Consider the following 12,714-nt stretch of genomic DNA (forward strand, 5'->3'; position numbering starts at 1 on the left):
CCTACGCCCGCCGGAGCGCCCGGCGCCGCGCGAACGGGATGGCGGCGATCCGCCATCCGACCAGGAAGATGCCGAGGACCACGAAGGCCACCGCGATGAACGCCGGCTCCACGCCCTGACCGGCGGAGGTGCGGATGAGCATCCCCAGCGCGACCGTCATCAGCCAGACCGGGACGCCCGGCCAGATCAGCGCGAGCGGGCGGCGCCAGGCCCAGGTGACGAACCAGCCGGCGACGAGGCCGATGAAGAACGGCCAGTACGTGCTCAGCACCCCGGAGACGGTCGCCGCCTCGCCGTGGCTGCGACGCCCGACGAGCACGAACACGAGGATCAGCACGGCGTCGATCACGAACGCCACGGCCGCTGTCCTCGAGGATTTCACGCGTCGATGCTACGATGCCGCGCCCGAGCGTTCGCTGGGTGCGACCCGTGCGGAGGCTTCAATAGACTGGCCGCGTCCAGCCCCCGCAGCCGAGGAGCAGCCGTGCCCAATTCCGACTTCCTGGCCCAGCCGTCCCTGCCCCGTCCGGAGGTCGGCGCGGACGACGCCGCGGCCGTGGCCGAGCACGCCTTCGGGCTCACCGGGCGGATCACCGAGCTGGGCAGCAACCAGGACCGCAACTTCCTCGTCGACACCGGCACGCACCGCTACGTGCTCAAGATCGCCAACCCGGTCTTCGCGGTCGAGGAACTGCACGCCCAGAACGCGGCGCTCGCGCTGCTCGCCGGGGCCGACGCACGCATCCCTGCCGTGCTCGCCGCCCGCGACGGCGGCGACGTCGTCGCGGTCGAGGTGCGCGGGCGGACCCTGCACGCGCGGGTGCTGAGCTTCCTCGACGGCGAGCCGCTGACCGATGTCGAGCGCCTGAGCACCGAGCAGCTGCGCACCCTCGGCCGGCTCTCCGGGAGCATCGCCGCGGGGCTCGCCGGGCTGCGGCATCCCGGGCTCGCCCGCACCACCCAGTGGGACGCGCGGATCGGCGGCGACGTCGTCGCGCTGCTGGCCGATCACGTGCTCCAACCGGCGAAACGGCTGGCCGCGGTGGCGGCGGCGGAGGGCGCGCTCGCCGCGCTCGACCCGCTGCGACGGCGGCTGCGGGTGCAGGCCATCCACGGCGACGTGACGGACGACAACATCGTGCTCGGCGCGGACGGCCCCGGCGTCATCGACTTCGGCGACGTCGCGGACGGCTGGCTGGTCGCCGAGCTCGCGGCCACCGTGACCAGCGCCCTCCACCATCAGCCGGAGGACCCGCTGGCCGTGCTGGACGTGATCGAGGCCTTCCACGCGGAGGCGCCGCTCGACGACGCCGACCTCGCCGCGCTCTGGCCGCTCGTCGTGCTGCGCGGCGCCGTCCTCGTGGTCAGCGGCGAGCAGCAGGTCGTCCTCGACGGGGACAACGCGTACGCCGACGAGAACCGCGCCCACGAGTGGGTGGCGTTCGACGTGGCGCGGCGACTGCCCTTCAGGGAGGTGGAGGCCGCGATCCGCTCGCGACTGGCTCCGGGCTACCGCCGGCCCGACGCGCAGGCACTCGGCCGCCTCATCGCGCTCGACAGCACCGATGCCCACCTCGCCGACCTCTCCGTCACCGGCCACGACCTCGACGACGGCCGCTGGCAGCGCGCGGGCTTCGAGGACGCCGTGCTGGGGCGGATCTGCCGGGAGAACGGCCACGCGCTCACCCGCTACGCCGAGGCCCGGCTCACCCGCGCGCGCCTCGACCGCACCGAGCCGTCGCCGACGATCGCGCTCGGCGTCACGCTCGACGCCCCGGCCGGGACCGTCGTGCACGCGCCGTTCGCCGGCGAGCTGCGGCTGGTGGAGGGCGCCTGGCTGCTGCACGGCGACGAGGTCGACCTCTGGCTGGACGGGCTGTCCCGCCCGCTGACCACGGCCTCCGTCGACCGCGGCGAGGTGATCGGCAGCGCCGCACGGCTGAGCGCGCAGCTCAGCCGCGTGCCCGGCTGGCGGCCACCGGCGTTCGTCACGCCCGCGCTGCCGACGGCGGTCTGGCGCGCGGTTTCGCCTGACCCCTCCGACCTCTTCGGCGTCGACCTCGCGGCGGCCGCAGCCGACCCGGCCGACGTGCTGTCGCGCCGCGACTCGTCGTTCGCGCGCGTGCAGGAGCACTACTTCGCCGAGCCCCCGCTGATCGAGCGCGGCTGGGGGCACCACCTGTTCGACACCCGCGCGCAGAGCTACCTGGACATGGTCAACAACGTGACCCAGATCGGGCACGCGCACCCGAGGCTCGTGCGCGCGGTCCGCGACCAGTGGGCGCTGCTCAACACGAACTCCCGGTTCCACTACGAGGAGCTCTCCCGGTTCACCGAGCGGCTCGCGGAGGTCGCTCCGGACGGGCTCGACACCGTCTTCCTCGTCAACAGCGGCAGCGAGGCGGTCGACCTCGCCCTCCGGCTCGCGCAGGTGCACAGCGGCCGCCGGACGATCCTCGCCGTGACGGAGGCGTACCACGGCTGGACGGTCGGGGCCGACGCCGTCTCGTCGTCGCTGGGCGACAACCCGCGCGCGCTCGAGACCCGGCCGGACTGGGTGGAGCTGATCGCGTCGCCGAACGTCTTCCACGGCCGCCACCGGGGTCTCGCCTCCGGGCCGGAGTACCTCGCCGAGCTGGACGAGCAGCTCGCCGCGCTCGACGCAGCAGGCACCGGCCTCGCGGGCTTCATCGCGGAGCCGGTGTTCGGCAACGCGGGCGGGCTCATGCTCCCGGACGGCTACCTCGCGGGCGTCTACGAGCGGGTCCGCGCCCGCGGCGGCGTCTGCATCGCCGACGAGGTGCAGGTCGGCTACGGCCGGCTCGGCCACTACTTCTGGGGCTCGGCGCAGCAGGGCGTCGTCCCCGACGTGATCACGGTGGCGAAGGCGATGGGCAACGGGCACCCGCTCGGAGCGGTCATCACGCGGCGGGAGGTCGCCGAGTCGTTCGCGGCGGAGGGGTCGTTCTTCTCGTCCGCCGGCGGCAGCCCGGTCAGCTCGGTCGTCGGCCTGACGGTGCTCGACGTGATGCGCGACGAACGGCTGCAGGAGAACGCGGCCGAGGTCGGCGACCACCTGGCCGCGCGCCTGCGCGCGCTCGGGGAGCGGCATCCCCTCGTCGGCGCGGTGCACGGAATGGGGCTCTACCTCGGCGTGGAGCTCGTCCGCGACCGGGAGACGCTGGAGCCGGCGACCGACGAGGCCGCGCTGGTGTGCGAGCGGATGCTGCGGGAGGGCGCGATCGTGCAGCCCACCGGCGACGGCAAGAACGTGCTGAAGATCAAGCCGCCGCTGTGCATCACGCGCGCGAGCGCCGACCGGTTCGTGGACGCGCTGGACCTGGTGCTGGCGACGATCTAGCCTCACGCCGGCGTCTCCTGGCTGTCCTCCCTCTCGCCTTGACTAGTACCCCTCCTGGGTATAAAGTCGTCTCTGTTGGGATACCCCCTCTGGGTATACGCGAAGCGAAGGATGTGCCATGACGACCACGACGTTCCAGGTGACCGGGATGACCTGCGAGCACTGCGAGCGCGCCGTGACCGAAGAGGTGACCTCGATCGCCGCGGTGACCGGCGTCGGCGTCTCGGCCGCGACCGGCGTGCTGACCGTCGAGTCGGCCTCCCCCGTCGACGACGCCGCCGTGCTCGCCGCCGTCGAGGAGGCCGGGTACAGCGCGGTCCGCGCCTGATGTCCGCGACCGGCGCTCCGAACACGTCGCCGCGGCTGGAGCTGCTGATCGGCGGCATGACGTGCGCCTCCTGCGCGGCCCGGGTCGAGAAGAAGCTCAACAAGCTGGACGGCGTGGAGGCCAGCGTCAACTACGCCACCGAGAAGGCGACGGTGTTCGCGCCGGCGGGGTATGACACCGCGGTGCTCGTCGCGCAGGTGGAGAGCGCCGGGTGCACGGCGGCGGTTCCGGCACCCGCCGAGTCGGCGGCGCGGGCTGCCGACCCCGAACTCGCCTCGCTCCGCCGGCGGCTGATCGTGAGCGCGGCTCTCGGCCTCCCGGTCGTGCTGCTCTCGATGATCCCGGCTCTCCAGTTCCCGGGGTGGCAGTGGGTCGCCCTCGCACTGGCGACGCCCGTCGTCGCGTGGGGCGCGTGGCCGTTCCACCGCGCCGCCGCCGTCAACCTCCGGCACGGGGCAGCCACGATGGACACCCTGGTATCGCTCGGCGTCACCGCGGCGTTCGTCTGGTCGGTGTATGCACTGCTGTTCGGCGGCGCGGGCGCTCCCGGCATGACCGGTGCGGACCTCTACCTGGAGGTCGCCGCCGGCGTCACGGTCTTCGTGCTCGCCGGGCGCTACCTCGAGAAGCGCTCCAAGCGGCAGGCGGGGGCGGCGCTGCGGGCGCTGCTGGAGTCCGGCGCCAAGGAGGCGTCGGTGCTGCGCGACCGCGACGACGTGGACGCGCCCCGCGAGGAGCGCATCCCGGTCGAGCGCCTGGTCGTCGGCGACGTCTTCGTCGTGCGCCCCGGCGAGCGGATCGCCGCGGACGGCGTCGTGACGGACGGCTCCGGCGCGGTCGACGCGTCGATGCTCACGGGCGAGTCGGTCCCGGTGGAGGTCGGCCCCGGCGACAGCGTCGCGGGCGGGACAGTCAACGCCGGCGGGCGCCTCCTCGTGCGCGCGACCTCGGTCGGCGCCGACACGAAGCTCGCGCAGATCGCTCGGCTGGTCGAGGACGCGCAGTCCGGTAAGGCCGCGGCACAACGCCTGGCCGACCGGATCAGCGGCGTCTTCGTCCCGGTCGTCATCGGGATCGCGCTCGTCACCCTCGCGGCGTGGCTGCTCCTGGGAGCGCCCGTGGACGCGGCGTTCACCGCGGCGGTGGCCGTGCTCATCATCGCGTGCCCGTGCGCGCTGGGCCTCGCGACCCCGACCGCGCTGCTGGTCGGCACCGGGCGCGGGGCGCAGCTCGGCATCCTGATCACGGGGCCCGAGGTGCTGGAGGCGACGCGGCGGGTGGACACCGTGCTGCTGGACAAGACCGGGACGGTCACCACGGGGCGGATGACGCTGGCGGGCGTCATCGCGGAGGACGGCGATTCGGCCGGGGCGCTGCGCCGCGCCGGCGCGGTGGAGGACGCCTCCGAGCACCCGATCGCGCGTGCCATCGCCGACGCCGCCCGGGCCGAAGGGGCCCTGCCGCCCGTCGCGGACTTCCGCACCGACGGCGGACTCGGCGTCTCCGGCACGGTCGACGGCGAGCGCATCGTCGTCGGACGCGTATCGTTCCTGGCCGCAGCACGTATGCCGCTCGGCCCCGGCCTCCAGCAGGCGGTCGCCGAGGCGGAGGCCTCCGGCACGACCGCGGTCGTGGTGGGCTGGGCTGACCGCGCCAGAGCCGTCCTCACGCTCGCGGACGCCGTGGCCCCGCATAGCGCGGAGGCCGTCCGCCGGCTGACGCGGCTCGGCCTGACGCCGGTGCTGCTCACCGGCGACAACGAGACCGTCGCGCGCCGGGTCGCCCAGGAGGTCGGGATCGCGGAGGTGATCGCCGGCGTCCTCCCGGCCGAGAAGGCGGCGGTGGTCCGGCGCCTGCAGGCGGAGGGACGGCGGGTGGCGATGATCGGCGACGGCGTCAACGACGCGGCGGCGCTCGCGGCGGCCGACCTCGGGCTGGCGATGGGGACGGGGACGGACGCCGCCATCCAGGCCGCCGACCTCACCCTGGTGCGCGGCGACCTGACCGCCGCCGCTGACGCCGTGCGGCTGTCCCGGCGTACGCTGGCGACCATCCGCGGCAACCTGTTCTGGGCGTTCGCGTACAACCTCGCGGCGCTGCCGCTGGCGGCGTTCGGCCTGCTGAACCCGATGATCGCGGGCGCCGCGATGGCGTTCTCGAGCGTCTTCGTGGTGACCAACAGCCTGCGGCTGCGCACGTTCCGGCCGGAGGGCGGAGCCGAGGAGCGGAGGAGATCGTGAGCCAGACCGACCACACCGGGCACGCCGAGGCGATGCACGACCACGCCGAGCACGCCGACCACCCCCAGTCGTCTCACGACCACTCCGCACACGACCACTCCGGGCACGTCGACGCCTTCCGCCGCCTCTTCTGGATCAACCTCGTCATCGCCGTCCCGGTCGTCGCCTTCTCGCCGATGTTCGCCATGATCCTCGGCTACCCCCTTCCGGACGTCGCCTGGGTGACGTGGATCTCCCCCGTGCTCGGCACCGTCATGTTCGTCTGGGGCGGCCGGCCGTTCCTGACCGGTGCTGTCTCCGAGCTGCGGGCGCGGCAGCCCGGGATGATGCTGCTCATCGCGCTCGCCATCACCGTCGCGTTCGTCGCGTCGTGGGGCGCGGCCCTCGGCCTCCTCGACCACCAGCTCGACTTCTGGTGGGAGCTCGCCCTCCTCATCGTGATCATGCTGCTCGGTCACTGGATCGAGATGCGCTCGCTCGCCCAGACCACCTCCGCCCTCGACTCGCTCGCGGCCCTGCTGCCCGACGAGGCTGAGAAGGTGGAGGGCGACGGCACGGCCGTCGTCTCCCCCGCGGACCTCGCGGTGGGCGACCTCGTGCTGGTGCGTCCGGGAGGTCGCGTCCCTGCCGATGGGCGCGTGGTGTCCGGCGCAGCGCAGGTGGACGAGTCCATGATCACCGGCGAGTCGCGTGCGGTCTCCCGCGGCGAAGGCGACCCCGTGGTCGCGGGGACGGTCGCGACCGACTCGGCGCTGCGCGTGCGGGTCACCGCAGTGGGCGACGACACCGCGCTGGCGGGCATCCGCCGGCTCGTCGCCGACGCCCAGAACTCGTCCTCCCGCGCCCAGCGGATCGCCGACCGCGCCGCGGGCTGGCTGTTCTGGTTCGCACTCGGCTCCGCGGCGATCACCGCCGTGGTGTGGACCGCGATCGGCCTCCCCGACGACGCAGTGGTCCGCGCCATTACCGTGCTCGTGATCGCCTGCCCGCACGCGCTCGGCCTCGCCATCCCGCTCGTCGTCTCGATCGCGACCGAGCGGGCGGCCCGCGGCGGCGTCCTCGTGAAGGACCGGCTGGCGCTGGAGACCATGCGCACGGTCGACACGGTCCTGTTCGACAAGACCGGGACGCTGACCAAGGGCGAGCCCGCCGTCACGGGCGTGGACACGGACGGCGACGACGACCGGGTGCTCGCTCTCGCAGCCGCCGCGGAGTCCGACTCCGAGCACCCGCTGGCTCGCGCGATCGTGTCCGCCGCCTCCGCGCGCGGCCTCGCGGCGCCCACTGCGAGCGACTTCACCGCCTCCCCCGCGGTCGGTGTGGCGGCGACGGTCGACGGGCAGCGGGTGGAGGTCGGCGGCCCTGCGCTCCTGGAGTTGCGCGGCGCCGCCGAGCGGCCGATCGCCGCGACATGGCGTCAGGAGGGTGCGATCATCCTGCACGTCCTGGTCGACGGACGCACCGTCGGAGCGCTTCGCCTGGCCGACGAGGTGCGCGAGGAGTCCCGGCAGGCGGTGGCGGCGCTGCGGGAGCAGGACATCCAGGTCGTCATGATCACCGGCGACGCGGAGGCCGTGGCCGCGTCGGTCGCCCGCGAGCTCGGGATCGACCGCTGGTTCGCCGGCGTCCGGCCGGAGGACAAGGAGTCGACCGTCGCCGGCCTCCAGGCCGAGGGCCGCACCGTCGCGATGGTCGGCGACGGCGTCAACGACGCCCCCGCGCTGGCACGCGCGGACGTCGGCATCGCGATCGGCGCCGGCACGGACGTGGCGATCGCGTCGGCCGGTGTCATCCTGGCCAGCGACGACCCGCGCTCCGTGCTGTCGGTGATCCGGCTGTCCCGGGCGAGCTACCGCAAGATGACGCAGAACCTGTGGTGGGCGGCCGGCTACAACCTGATCTCGGTTCCGCTCGCGGCCGGCGTCCTCGCGCCGATCGGGTTCGTGCTGCCGATGTCCGTCGGTGCCATCCTGATGTCGCTCTCGACAATCGTCGTGGCCCTGAACGCGCAACTCCTCCGCCGCCTCGACCTCCGCCCCGAGGCCCTCTGACGCTCGCCACCTCCGCCGAAGGGCACGTAAACGCCCTTAAAGCGGAGTTTTAGGGGCGTTTACGTGCCCCTCGGCGTTGGGTGGGCGGGGCGGGGCGGGGCGGAGCGCGCCCGCGGCAGCGTGCGTGATTGCGGCGGCCACTGCGTCGAGCGCCGCCGAGTGCAGCGACCACTGCTGCCAGTACAGGGGCACGTCCACCGCCCCTCCGGGGTCCAGCACCACCAGCCGGCCGTCGGCCACGAGCGGGTCGGCCTGCAGGTCGGGCACCATCCCCCAGCCCAGTCCGAGCACCGCGGCGCCGACGAACTCCGTGGACGCCGGGACGAAGTGCCGCGGCGGCCGCGCTCCCGGCGCCAGTGCGGCCACATAGCGGTCCTGGAGGGCGTCCTTGCGGTTGTAGACCAGCATCGGCGCGACCGCGGCCCGCTCCGCCGTCCAGCCGTCCGGGCACCAGCGCTCCACGAACGCGGGGCTGGCGAGCGGGCGGTAGCGCATGGCCCCCAGCGCGGTGACCGTGCAGCCCTGCACCGGCTCCGGGTCGGAGCCGATCGCGCCCATCGCCGTCCCGTCGCGCAGGCGGTCGATGGTGTGCTCCTGGTCGTCGAGAGCGATGTCGAACACCGCACCCTGGACGGTCGCGAGCGCGGGCAGCACCCAGGTCGCGAGCGAGTCCGCGTTGACGACCAGCGGGATCGGGGTCGCGGCGGCCCCGTCGCCGCCCTCCAGCTCAGCCGCCGCCTCCGCCTCCAGAAGCGCGACCTGGCGGGCCAAGCGCAGCAGGACGGCGCCGGCCTCCGTGGCCTGGATGGGCTTGCTGCGCCGCACGAGCACCCGTCCGCTCTGCTCCTCCAGCGACTTGATTCGCTGGCTCACCGCGGAGGGCGTGATGTGGAGGGCCGCGGCAGCGCGGTCGAACGTGCCGTGGTCGACCACCGCGGCCAGAGTGCGGAGCTGATCGGTAGAAGCGTCCATCATCAGCAATGCTAATGGTTCATAAGGAAATCAAGCTGTACTGATGGCTCGCTGTTCCCTATCGTCGAATGGTGCTCTCCGTCTACCTCACCGGCCTCGGCTCCGCCGCCGCCCTCATCGTCGCCATCGGCGCGCAGAACGCGTTCGTCCTCCGGCAGGGGCTCCGCCGCGAGCACGTGCTCGCCGTGGTCGCGATCTGCGTCGCGAGCGACGCGCTGCTGATCGCCGCGGGCGTCGCCGGGATCGGGACACTGGTGAAGGCCGCCCCGCTCGCGCTGCAGATCGTGCGCTGGGCCGGGTTCGCGTTCCTGGTCGGCTACGCCGTGTTCGCCGCCGTGCGCGCCGTCCGCCCGACCACGCTGACGGCCGCGACCTCGGGAGGCGGCACGCTCGCCGCGGCGATCGGCACCTGCCTCGCGATCACCTGGCTGAACCCGCACGTGTACCTCGACACGGTGCTCCTCCTGGGCTCGCTGTCGGCGACGCACGGCGACCCGGGCCGCTGGGTGTTCGGCGCGGGAGCGGCGACCGCGAGCCTGCTCTGGTTCGTGGTGCTCGGTTTCGGGGCACGGGTGGCGGCGCCGGTGTTCGCGCGTCCGATGGCCTGGCGCGTGCTGGACGCGGGGATCGCTGTGCTGATGCCGGTGCTCGCGGTCATGCTGGTCGTCTGAGGACAGCACCACAACGAAAAAAGGACCGCCATTCCTGGCGGTCCTTTTCCTTCCGGTGGAGCTAAGGAGATTCGAACTCCTGACCTCTTCGATGCGAACGAAGCGCGCTACCAACTGCGCCATAGCCCCGGGGGATTGCTTAGAAACAATAGCACCCTCGCGGTGCCGTTTCGAAATCGAGCGGGGCTCAGCTCGCGGCCCGACGGCGGCGCAGGACGGCGTCCAGGTCGAGGGCGCCGTCGTCGACCGAGCCGACGATCCCCATGCTCGAGTACATGCTCGGGACGGCCTCCACGACCGCTGCCGGAACGGCGCGAGGTGCGGCGGCAACAGCGACCGGGACGGCCTCGACCGGGCGCAGCCGCACGGGCGCGGGTACGGCGGTCTCCACCTCGGCGACGGCGGTCGCCTTCCGCTCGAACTCCGCTCGGGCGGCCGAGCGGCGCAGCTCGGCGGCGGCGTCCACCGAGGCCATCGCGGCCGCGGCCACCGTCCCCGGCGACAGGTGCAGCGGCTTCGGGAGCGGCTGCGGCGTCCAGCTCTGGCGCAGGGCCTCCTGCACGGGGAGGTCGTGCTTGGCGTCGTCGTACAGCGCGGGCGACGCGGGCGCGGCCGGGATGAACGGGACGGGCGCGGGCATGGCGTTCGCCGCGCGGGACAGGCGGCTCAGCATCCCGAGTGCCGCCACCGTGACCGTGACCGACCCGGCGGCCAGCAGCCACGCGCCGGTCGCGAGGAGCAGCGCTGCGCCCGAGGCGATGCCCACCAGCCCGGCGACCAGCAGGAGAGTACAGAGGGCGCGGGAACGGCGCAGCCGGCGACGGCGCTGGGGCGAGAGCACGGGACGGGCGTTCAGCGCGGCAAGGGCGCGTGCCCGCTGGGCCGCTGCCGCACGGGACGCGCGCTCCATCGCGATGGCGTGGGCGGCGGCGCGCTCGGCCTCCTCCGCGGCTTCGCGGCGCTCCTCGGCGACAGCCTGCTCGCGGCGGGCGTGGGCTGCGGCCTCCGCGCGCGCGGTGGCCAGACGCCTCTCCTCCGCCCGGCGGAGAATGCGCTGCTGCTCCGCGACCGTCTTGGCGGTCGCCTCCATGCGGACCTCGTCCGGAAGCTCACTCGTCTCGGCCAGGATGCGCAGCGTCTGCTGCAGGCGCACGGCGTTGCGTTCGGTCGCCATGTACTCGCGGCGACGCAGCCACACCGGGACGAGGTAGGCCAGCCAGAGGGCGGCCGCGATGGCGACGACGACCCCTCCGCCCATCACATCCCCAGTCATGCTCCTACGGTAGGGGTCGGCCGGTCGGCCTCCCGGTCAGCGCCCGGGTGTGTCACGGATGGAGAGGACTCTCAGCGTGCTTTCGACCGGCGTGCGGCACGCACAGAGCGACAGCGGCTCAGTGCCGCCGGGCCACCGGCAGCGGGATGGCCGCCGCCGCACGGTCCTCCGCGGTCACCGCGGCGGCCTCCGCGGGAGCCTCGCCGTCCATCCAGCGCCGCAGCACGCCCTGCTGCAGCTCCTCGGACACCAGGCCGAAGCAGTAGTGGTCGCGCCAGTCGCCGTTGATGTGGATGTAGCGCCGGCGCAGTCCCTCGTAGCGGAAGCCGAGCTTCTCGACCACGCGCAGGCTCGGCGCGTTCTCCGGGCGGATGCAGATCTCCATGCGGTGCAGGCCGAGCTGGTAGAAGCAGTAGTCGGTCGCCAGCGCGACGGCGGTCGGCGTGATGTTGCGGCCGGCGAACTCCTCCGCGATCCAGTAGCCGATCGTGGCGCTGGAGAGCGAGCCGTAGGTCACCGACGAGACGTTGAGCTGACCGGCAAGCCGGCCGTCGTACTCCACGATGAACGGGAGGCCGTGCCCGGCCCGCGCGTTCGCGAGCAGGGAGCGGATGCTGGCGCGCGTGTCGAAGGAGCCGGGCGCGTAGGGGCTGGTGGCCTCCCACTGCCGCAGCCAGGACCGGTTGTCGAGCAGCGAGCGCTCCAGGGCGCGCGCGTCCCTCAGGCGGATCGGTCGCAGTCCGATGCGTCCCTCGCTCAGCGTGGGGATGACGAACGCCACGGCGTCCTCCTTCTGCGGCAACCGTTCGCCGCAGGTAGAACGCTAGCGGTTAACGCCCTCCGACGCGTCAGCCGCGTCGATCGGCATCTCCTCGAGGACCTCGCGGGGCTCGTCGTGGAGGCCGTCGGCGAACGCTTTCAGCCACGGCCGCAGCTCCGGGCCGAGGTCCTCGCGGTCGACGGCGAGCTGCACGATCGCCTTGATGTAGTCGAGGCGGTCGCCGGTGTCGTAGCGGCGGCCGCGAAAGACGACGCCGTACACGCCGCCCGTCCAGTCGGGCGCCTCAGCCATCGCCTGGAGGGCGTCGGTGAGCTGGATCTCGCCGCCGCGGCCCGGTTCGGTGCGCTCCAGCACGTCGAAGACCTCCGGGCGCAGCACGTAGCGGCCGATGATCGCGTAGTTGGAGGGCGCAACGTCGGCGTCCGGCTTCTCGACGAGGCCGGTGATGCGCACCACATCGTCGTCGCCGGTCTCCTCGATCGCGGCGGCGCCGTACAGGTGGATGGACTCGCTCGGCACCTCCATCAGCGCGATCACGCTGGCGTTGTACTTCTGCTGGACGTCGAGCATGTGCAGCAGGAGGTCGTCGCGCGAGTCGATGATGTCGTCGCCGAGCAACACGGCGAACGGTTCGCGGCCGACGTGCATCTTGGCGCGGAGCACGGCGTGGCCGAGCCCCTTCGGGTCGCCCTGGCGCACGTAGTGGAGGTCGGCGAGGGAGGTCGAGTAGTGCACCTTCTCGAGGCGGTCGGTGTCGCCCTTCTTCTCGAGGGTGTCTTCCAGCTCGGCGTTGCGGTCGAAGTGGTTCTCGAGCGCGTTCTTGTTGCGCCCGGTGATCATCAGCACGTCGTGCAGCCCGGCGGCGACGGCCTCCTCGACCACGTACTGGATGGCCGGCTTGTCGACGACCGGCAGCATCTCTTTCGGCATCGCCTTGGTCGCCGGGAGGAACCGGGTGCCGAGGCCTGCTGCGGGGATCACTGCTTTCGTCACGTGGTTAGCCATACGGCCACAGTATCCGCATTTCGATCGGGGTC

At 73.2% G+C, this 12,714-nt stretch carries 10 protein-coding genes and 1 tRNA gene; 5 read left to right on the forward strand and 6 right to left on the reverse strand.

The genetic code is table 11. The features are described from left to right. Position 1 precedes the first annotated feature (1 nt). The gene (locus ABH923_RS05280) at positions 2-382 is read right to left on the reverse strand and encodes a DUF3054 domain-containing protein (protein WP_370054320.1); all 381 of its coding nucleotides are present in this window, start codon (positions 380-382) and stop codon (positions 2-4) included. A 102-nt stretch (positions 383-484) separates the two neighbouring features. Between ABH923_RS05280 and ABH923_RS05285 the strand changes: the two genes are divergently transcribed. The 4 genes from ABH923_RS05285 to ABH923_RS05300 all read left to right on the forward strand — a co-directional run bounded on the left by ABH923_RS05285 (position 485) and on the right by ABH923_RS05300 (position 7,980). After that, entirely contained in the window at positions 485-3,361 is a 2,877-nt protein-coding gene (locus tag ABH923_RS05285) for an aminotransferase (protein ID WP_370054321.1), read from the forward strand. A 118-nt stretch (positions 3,362-3,479) separates the two neighbouring features. Beyond that, a complete protein-coding gene (locus ABH923_RS05290; protein ID WP_345834346.1) occupies positions 3,480-3,689 on the forward strand; it encodes a heavy-metal-associated domain-containing protein in 210 nt (69 codons plus the stop codon). Next, a complete protein-coding gene (locus ABH923_RS05295) occupies positions 3,689-5,929 on the forward strand; it encodes a heavy metal translocating P-type ATPase (RefSeq protein ID WP_370054322.1) in 2,241 nt (746 codons plus the stop codon). The genes ABH923_RS05290 and ABH923_RS05295 overlap by 1 nt, the downstream gene beginning before the upstream one ends. A 32-nt stretch (positions 5,930-5,961) precedes the next feature. Then, on the forward strand, positions 5,962-7,980 hold the full coding sequence (locus ABH923_RS05300; RefSeq protein ID WP_370057306.1) for a heavy metal translocating P-type ATPase: 2,019 nt from the start codon (positions 5,962-5,964) through the stop codon (positions 7,978-7,980). Between the two features lie 36 nt (positions 7,981-8,016). Here the strand turns inward: ABH923_RS05300 and ABH923_RS05305 are convergent, their stop codons facing one another. Further along, complete coding sequence (locus ABH923_RS05305) at positions 8,017-8,955, reverse strand: LysR family transcriptional regulator ArgP (protein WP_370054323.1); 939 nt, start codon at positions 8,953-8,955, stop codon at positions 8,017-8,019. Between the two features lie 65 nt (positions 8,956-9,020). Here ABH923_RS05305 and ABH923_RS05310 point away from each other — a divergent pair, with 65 nt between their 5' ends. Beyond that, positions 9,021-9,623 (forward strand): LysE/ArgO family amino acid transporter, encoded by a 603-nt coding sequence (locus ABH923_RS05310; protein ID WP_370054324.1) that lies wholly within the window; start codon positions 9,021-9,023, stop codon positions 9,621-9,623. Between the two features lie 56 nt (positions 9,624-9,679). On the opposite strand, the gene ABH923_RS05315 is transcribed toward ABH923_RS05310, so the two are convergent. From ABH923_RS05315 to galU, 4 genes are all read right to left on the reverse strand, one after another. Continuing rightward, positions 9,680-9,752: transfer RNA gene (locus ABH923_RS05315), tRNA-Ala, on the reverse strand. 58 nt (positions 9,753-9,810) lie between these two features. Next, positions 9,811-10,896 carry a hypothetical protein gene (locus ABH923_RS05320; protein WP_370054325.1) on the reverse strand — a complete coding sequence of 362 codons (1,086 nt, stop codon included), beginning with the start codon at positions 10,894-10,896 and terminating at the stop codon, positions 9,811-9,813. A 118-nt stretch (positions 10,897-11,014) separates the two neighbouring features. Further along, positions 11,015-11,677: a GNAT family N-acetyltransferase gene (locus ABH923_RS05325; RefSeq protein ID WP_370054326.1), complete on the reverse strand. Its 663-nt coding sequence runs from the start codon at positions 11,675-11,677 to the stop codon at positions 11,015-11,017. A 42-nt stretch (positions 11,678-11,719) separates the two neighbouring features. After that, the gene (galU, locus tag ABH923_RS05330; RefSeq protein ID WP_370054327.1) at positions 11,720-12,682 is read right to left on the reverse strand and encodes a UTP--glucose-1-phosphate uridylyltransferase GalU; all 963 of its coding nucleotides are present in this window, start codon (positions 12,680-12,682) and stop codon (positions 11,720-11,722) included. Between the last annotated feature and the right edge of the window lie 32 nt (positions 12,683-12,714).

Origin of the sequence: Leifsonia sp. EB41, from assembly GCF_041262565.1 — a bacterium.
In the GTDB taxonomy this organism is placed as follows: Bacteria; Actinomycetota; Actinomycetes; order Actinomycetales; family Microbacteriaceae; genus Leifsonia.

Bases quoted from the DNA above. Each gene is read 5' to 3' on its own strand.
- ABH923_RS05310 (WP_370054324.1), top strand. From the start codon at position 9,021: ATGGTGCTCTCCGTCTACCTCACCGGCCTCGGCTCCGCCGCCGCCCTC.
- ABH923_RS05305 (WP_370054323.1), bottom strand. From the start codon at position 8,955: ATGATGGACGCTTCTACCGATCAGCTCCGCACTCTGGCCGCGGTGGTC.
- ABH923_RS05295 (WP_370054322.1), top strand. From the start codon at position 3,689: ATGTCCGCGACCGGCGCTCCGAACACGTCGCCGCGGCTGGAGCTGCTG.
- ABH923_RS05290 (WP_345834346.1), top strand. From the start codon at position 3,480: ATGACGACCACGACGTTCCAGGTGACCGGGATGACCTGCGAGCACTGC.
- ABH923_RS05320 (WP_370054325.1), bottom strand. From the start codon at position 10,896: ATGACTGGGGATGTGATGGGCGGAGGGGTCGTCGTCGCCATCGCGGCC.
- ABH923_RS05300 (WP_370057306.1), top strand. From the start codon at position 5,962: ATGCACGACCACGCCGAGCACGCCGACCACCCCCAGTCGTCTCACGAC.
- galU (WP_370054327.1), bottom strand. From the start codon at position 12,682: ATGGCTAACCACGTGACGAAAGCAGTGATCCCCGCAGCAGGCCTCGGC.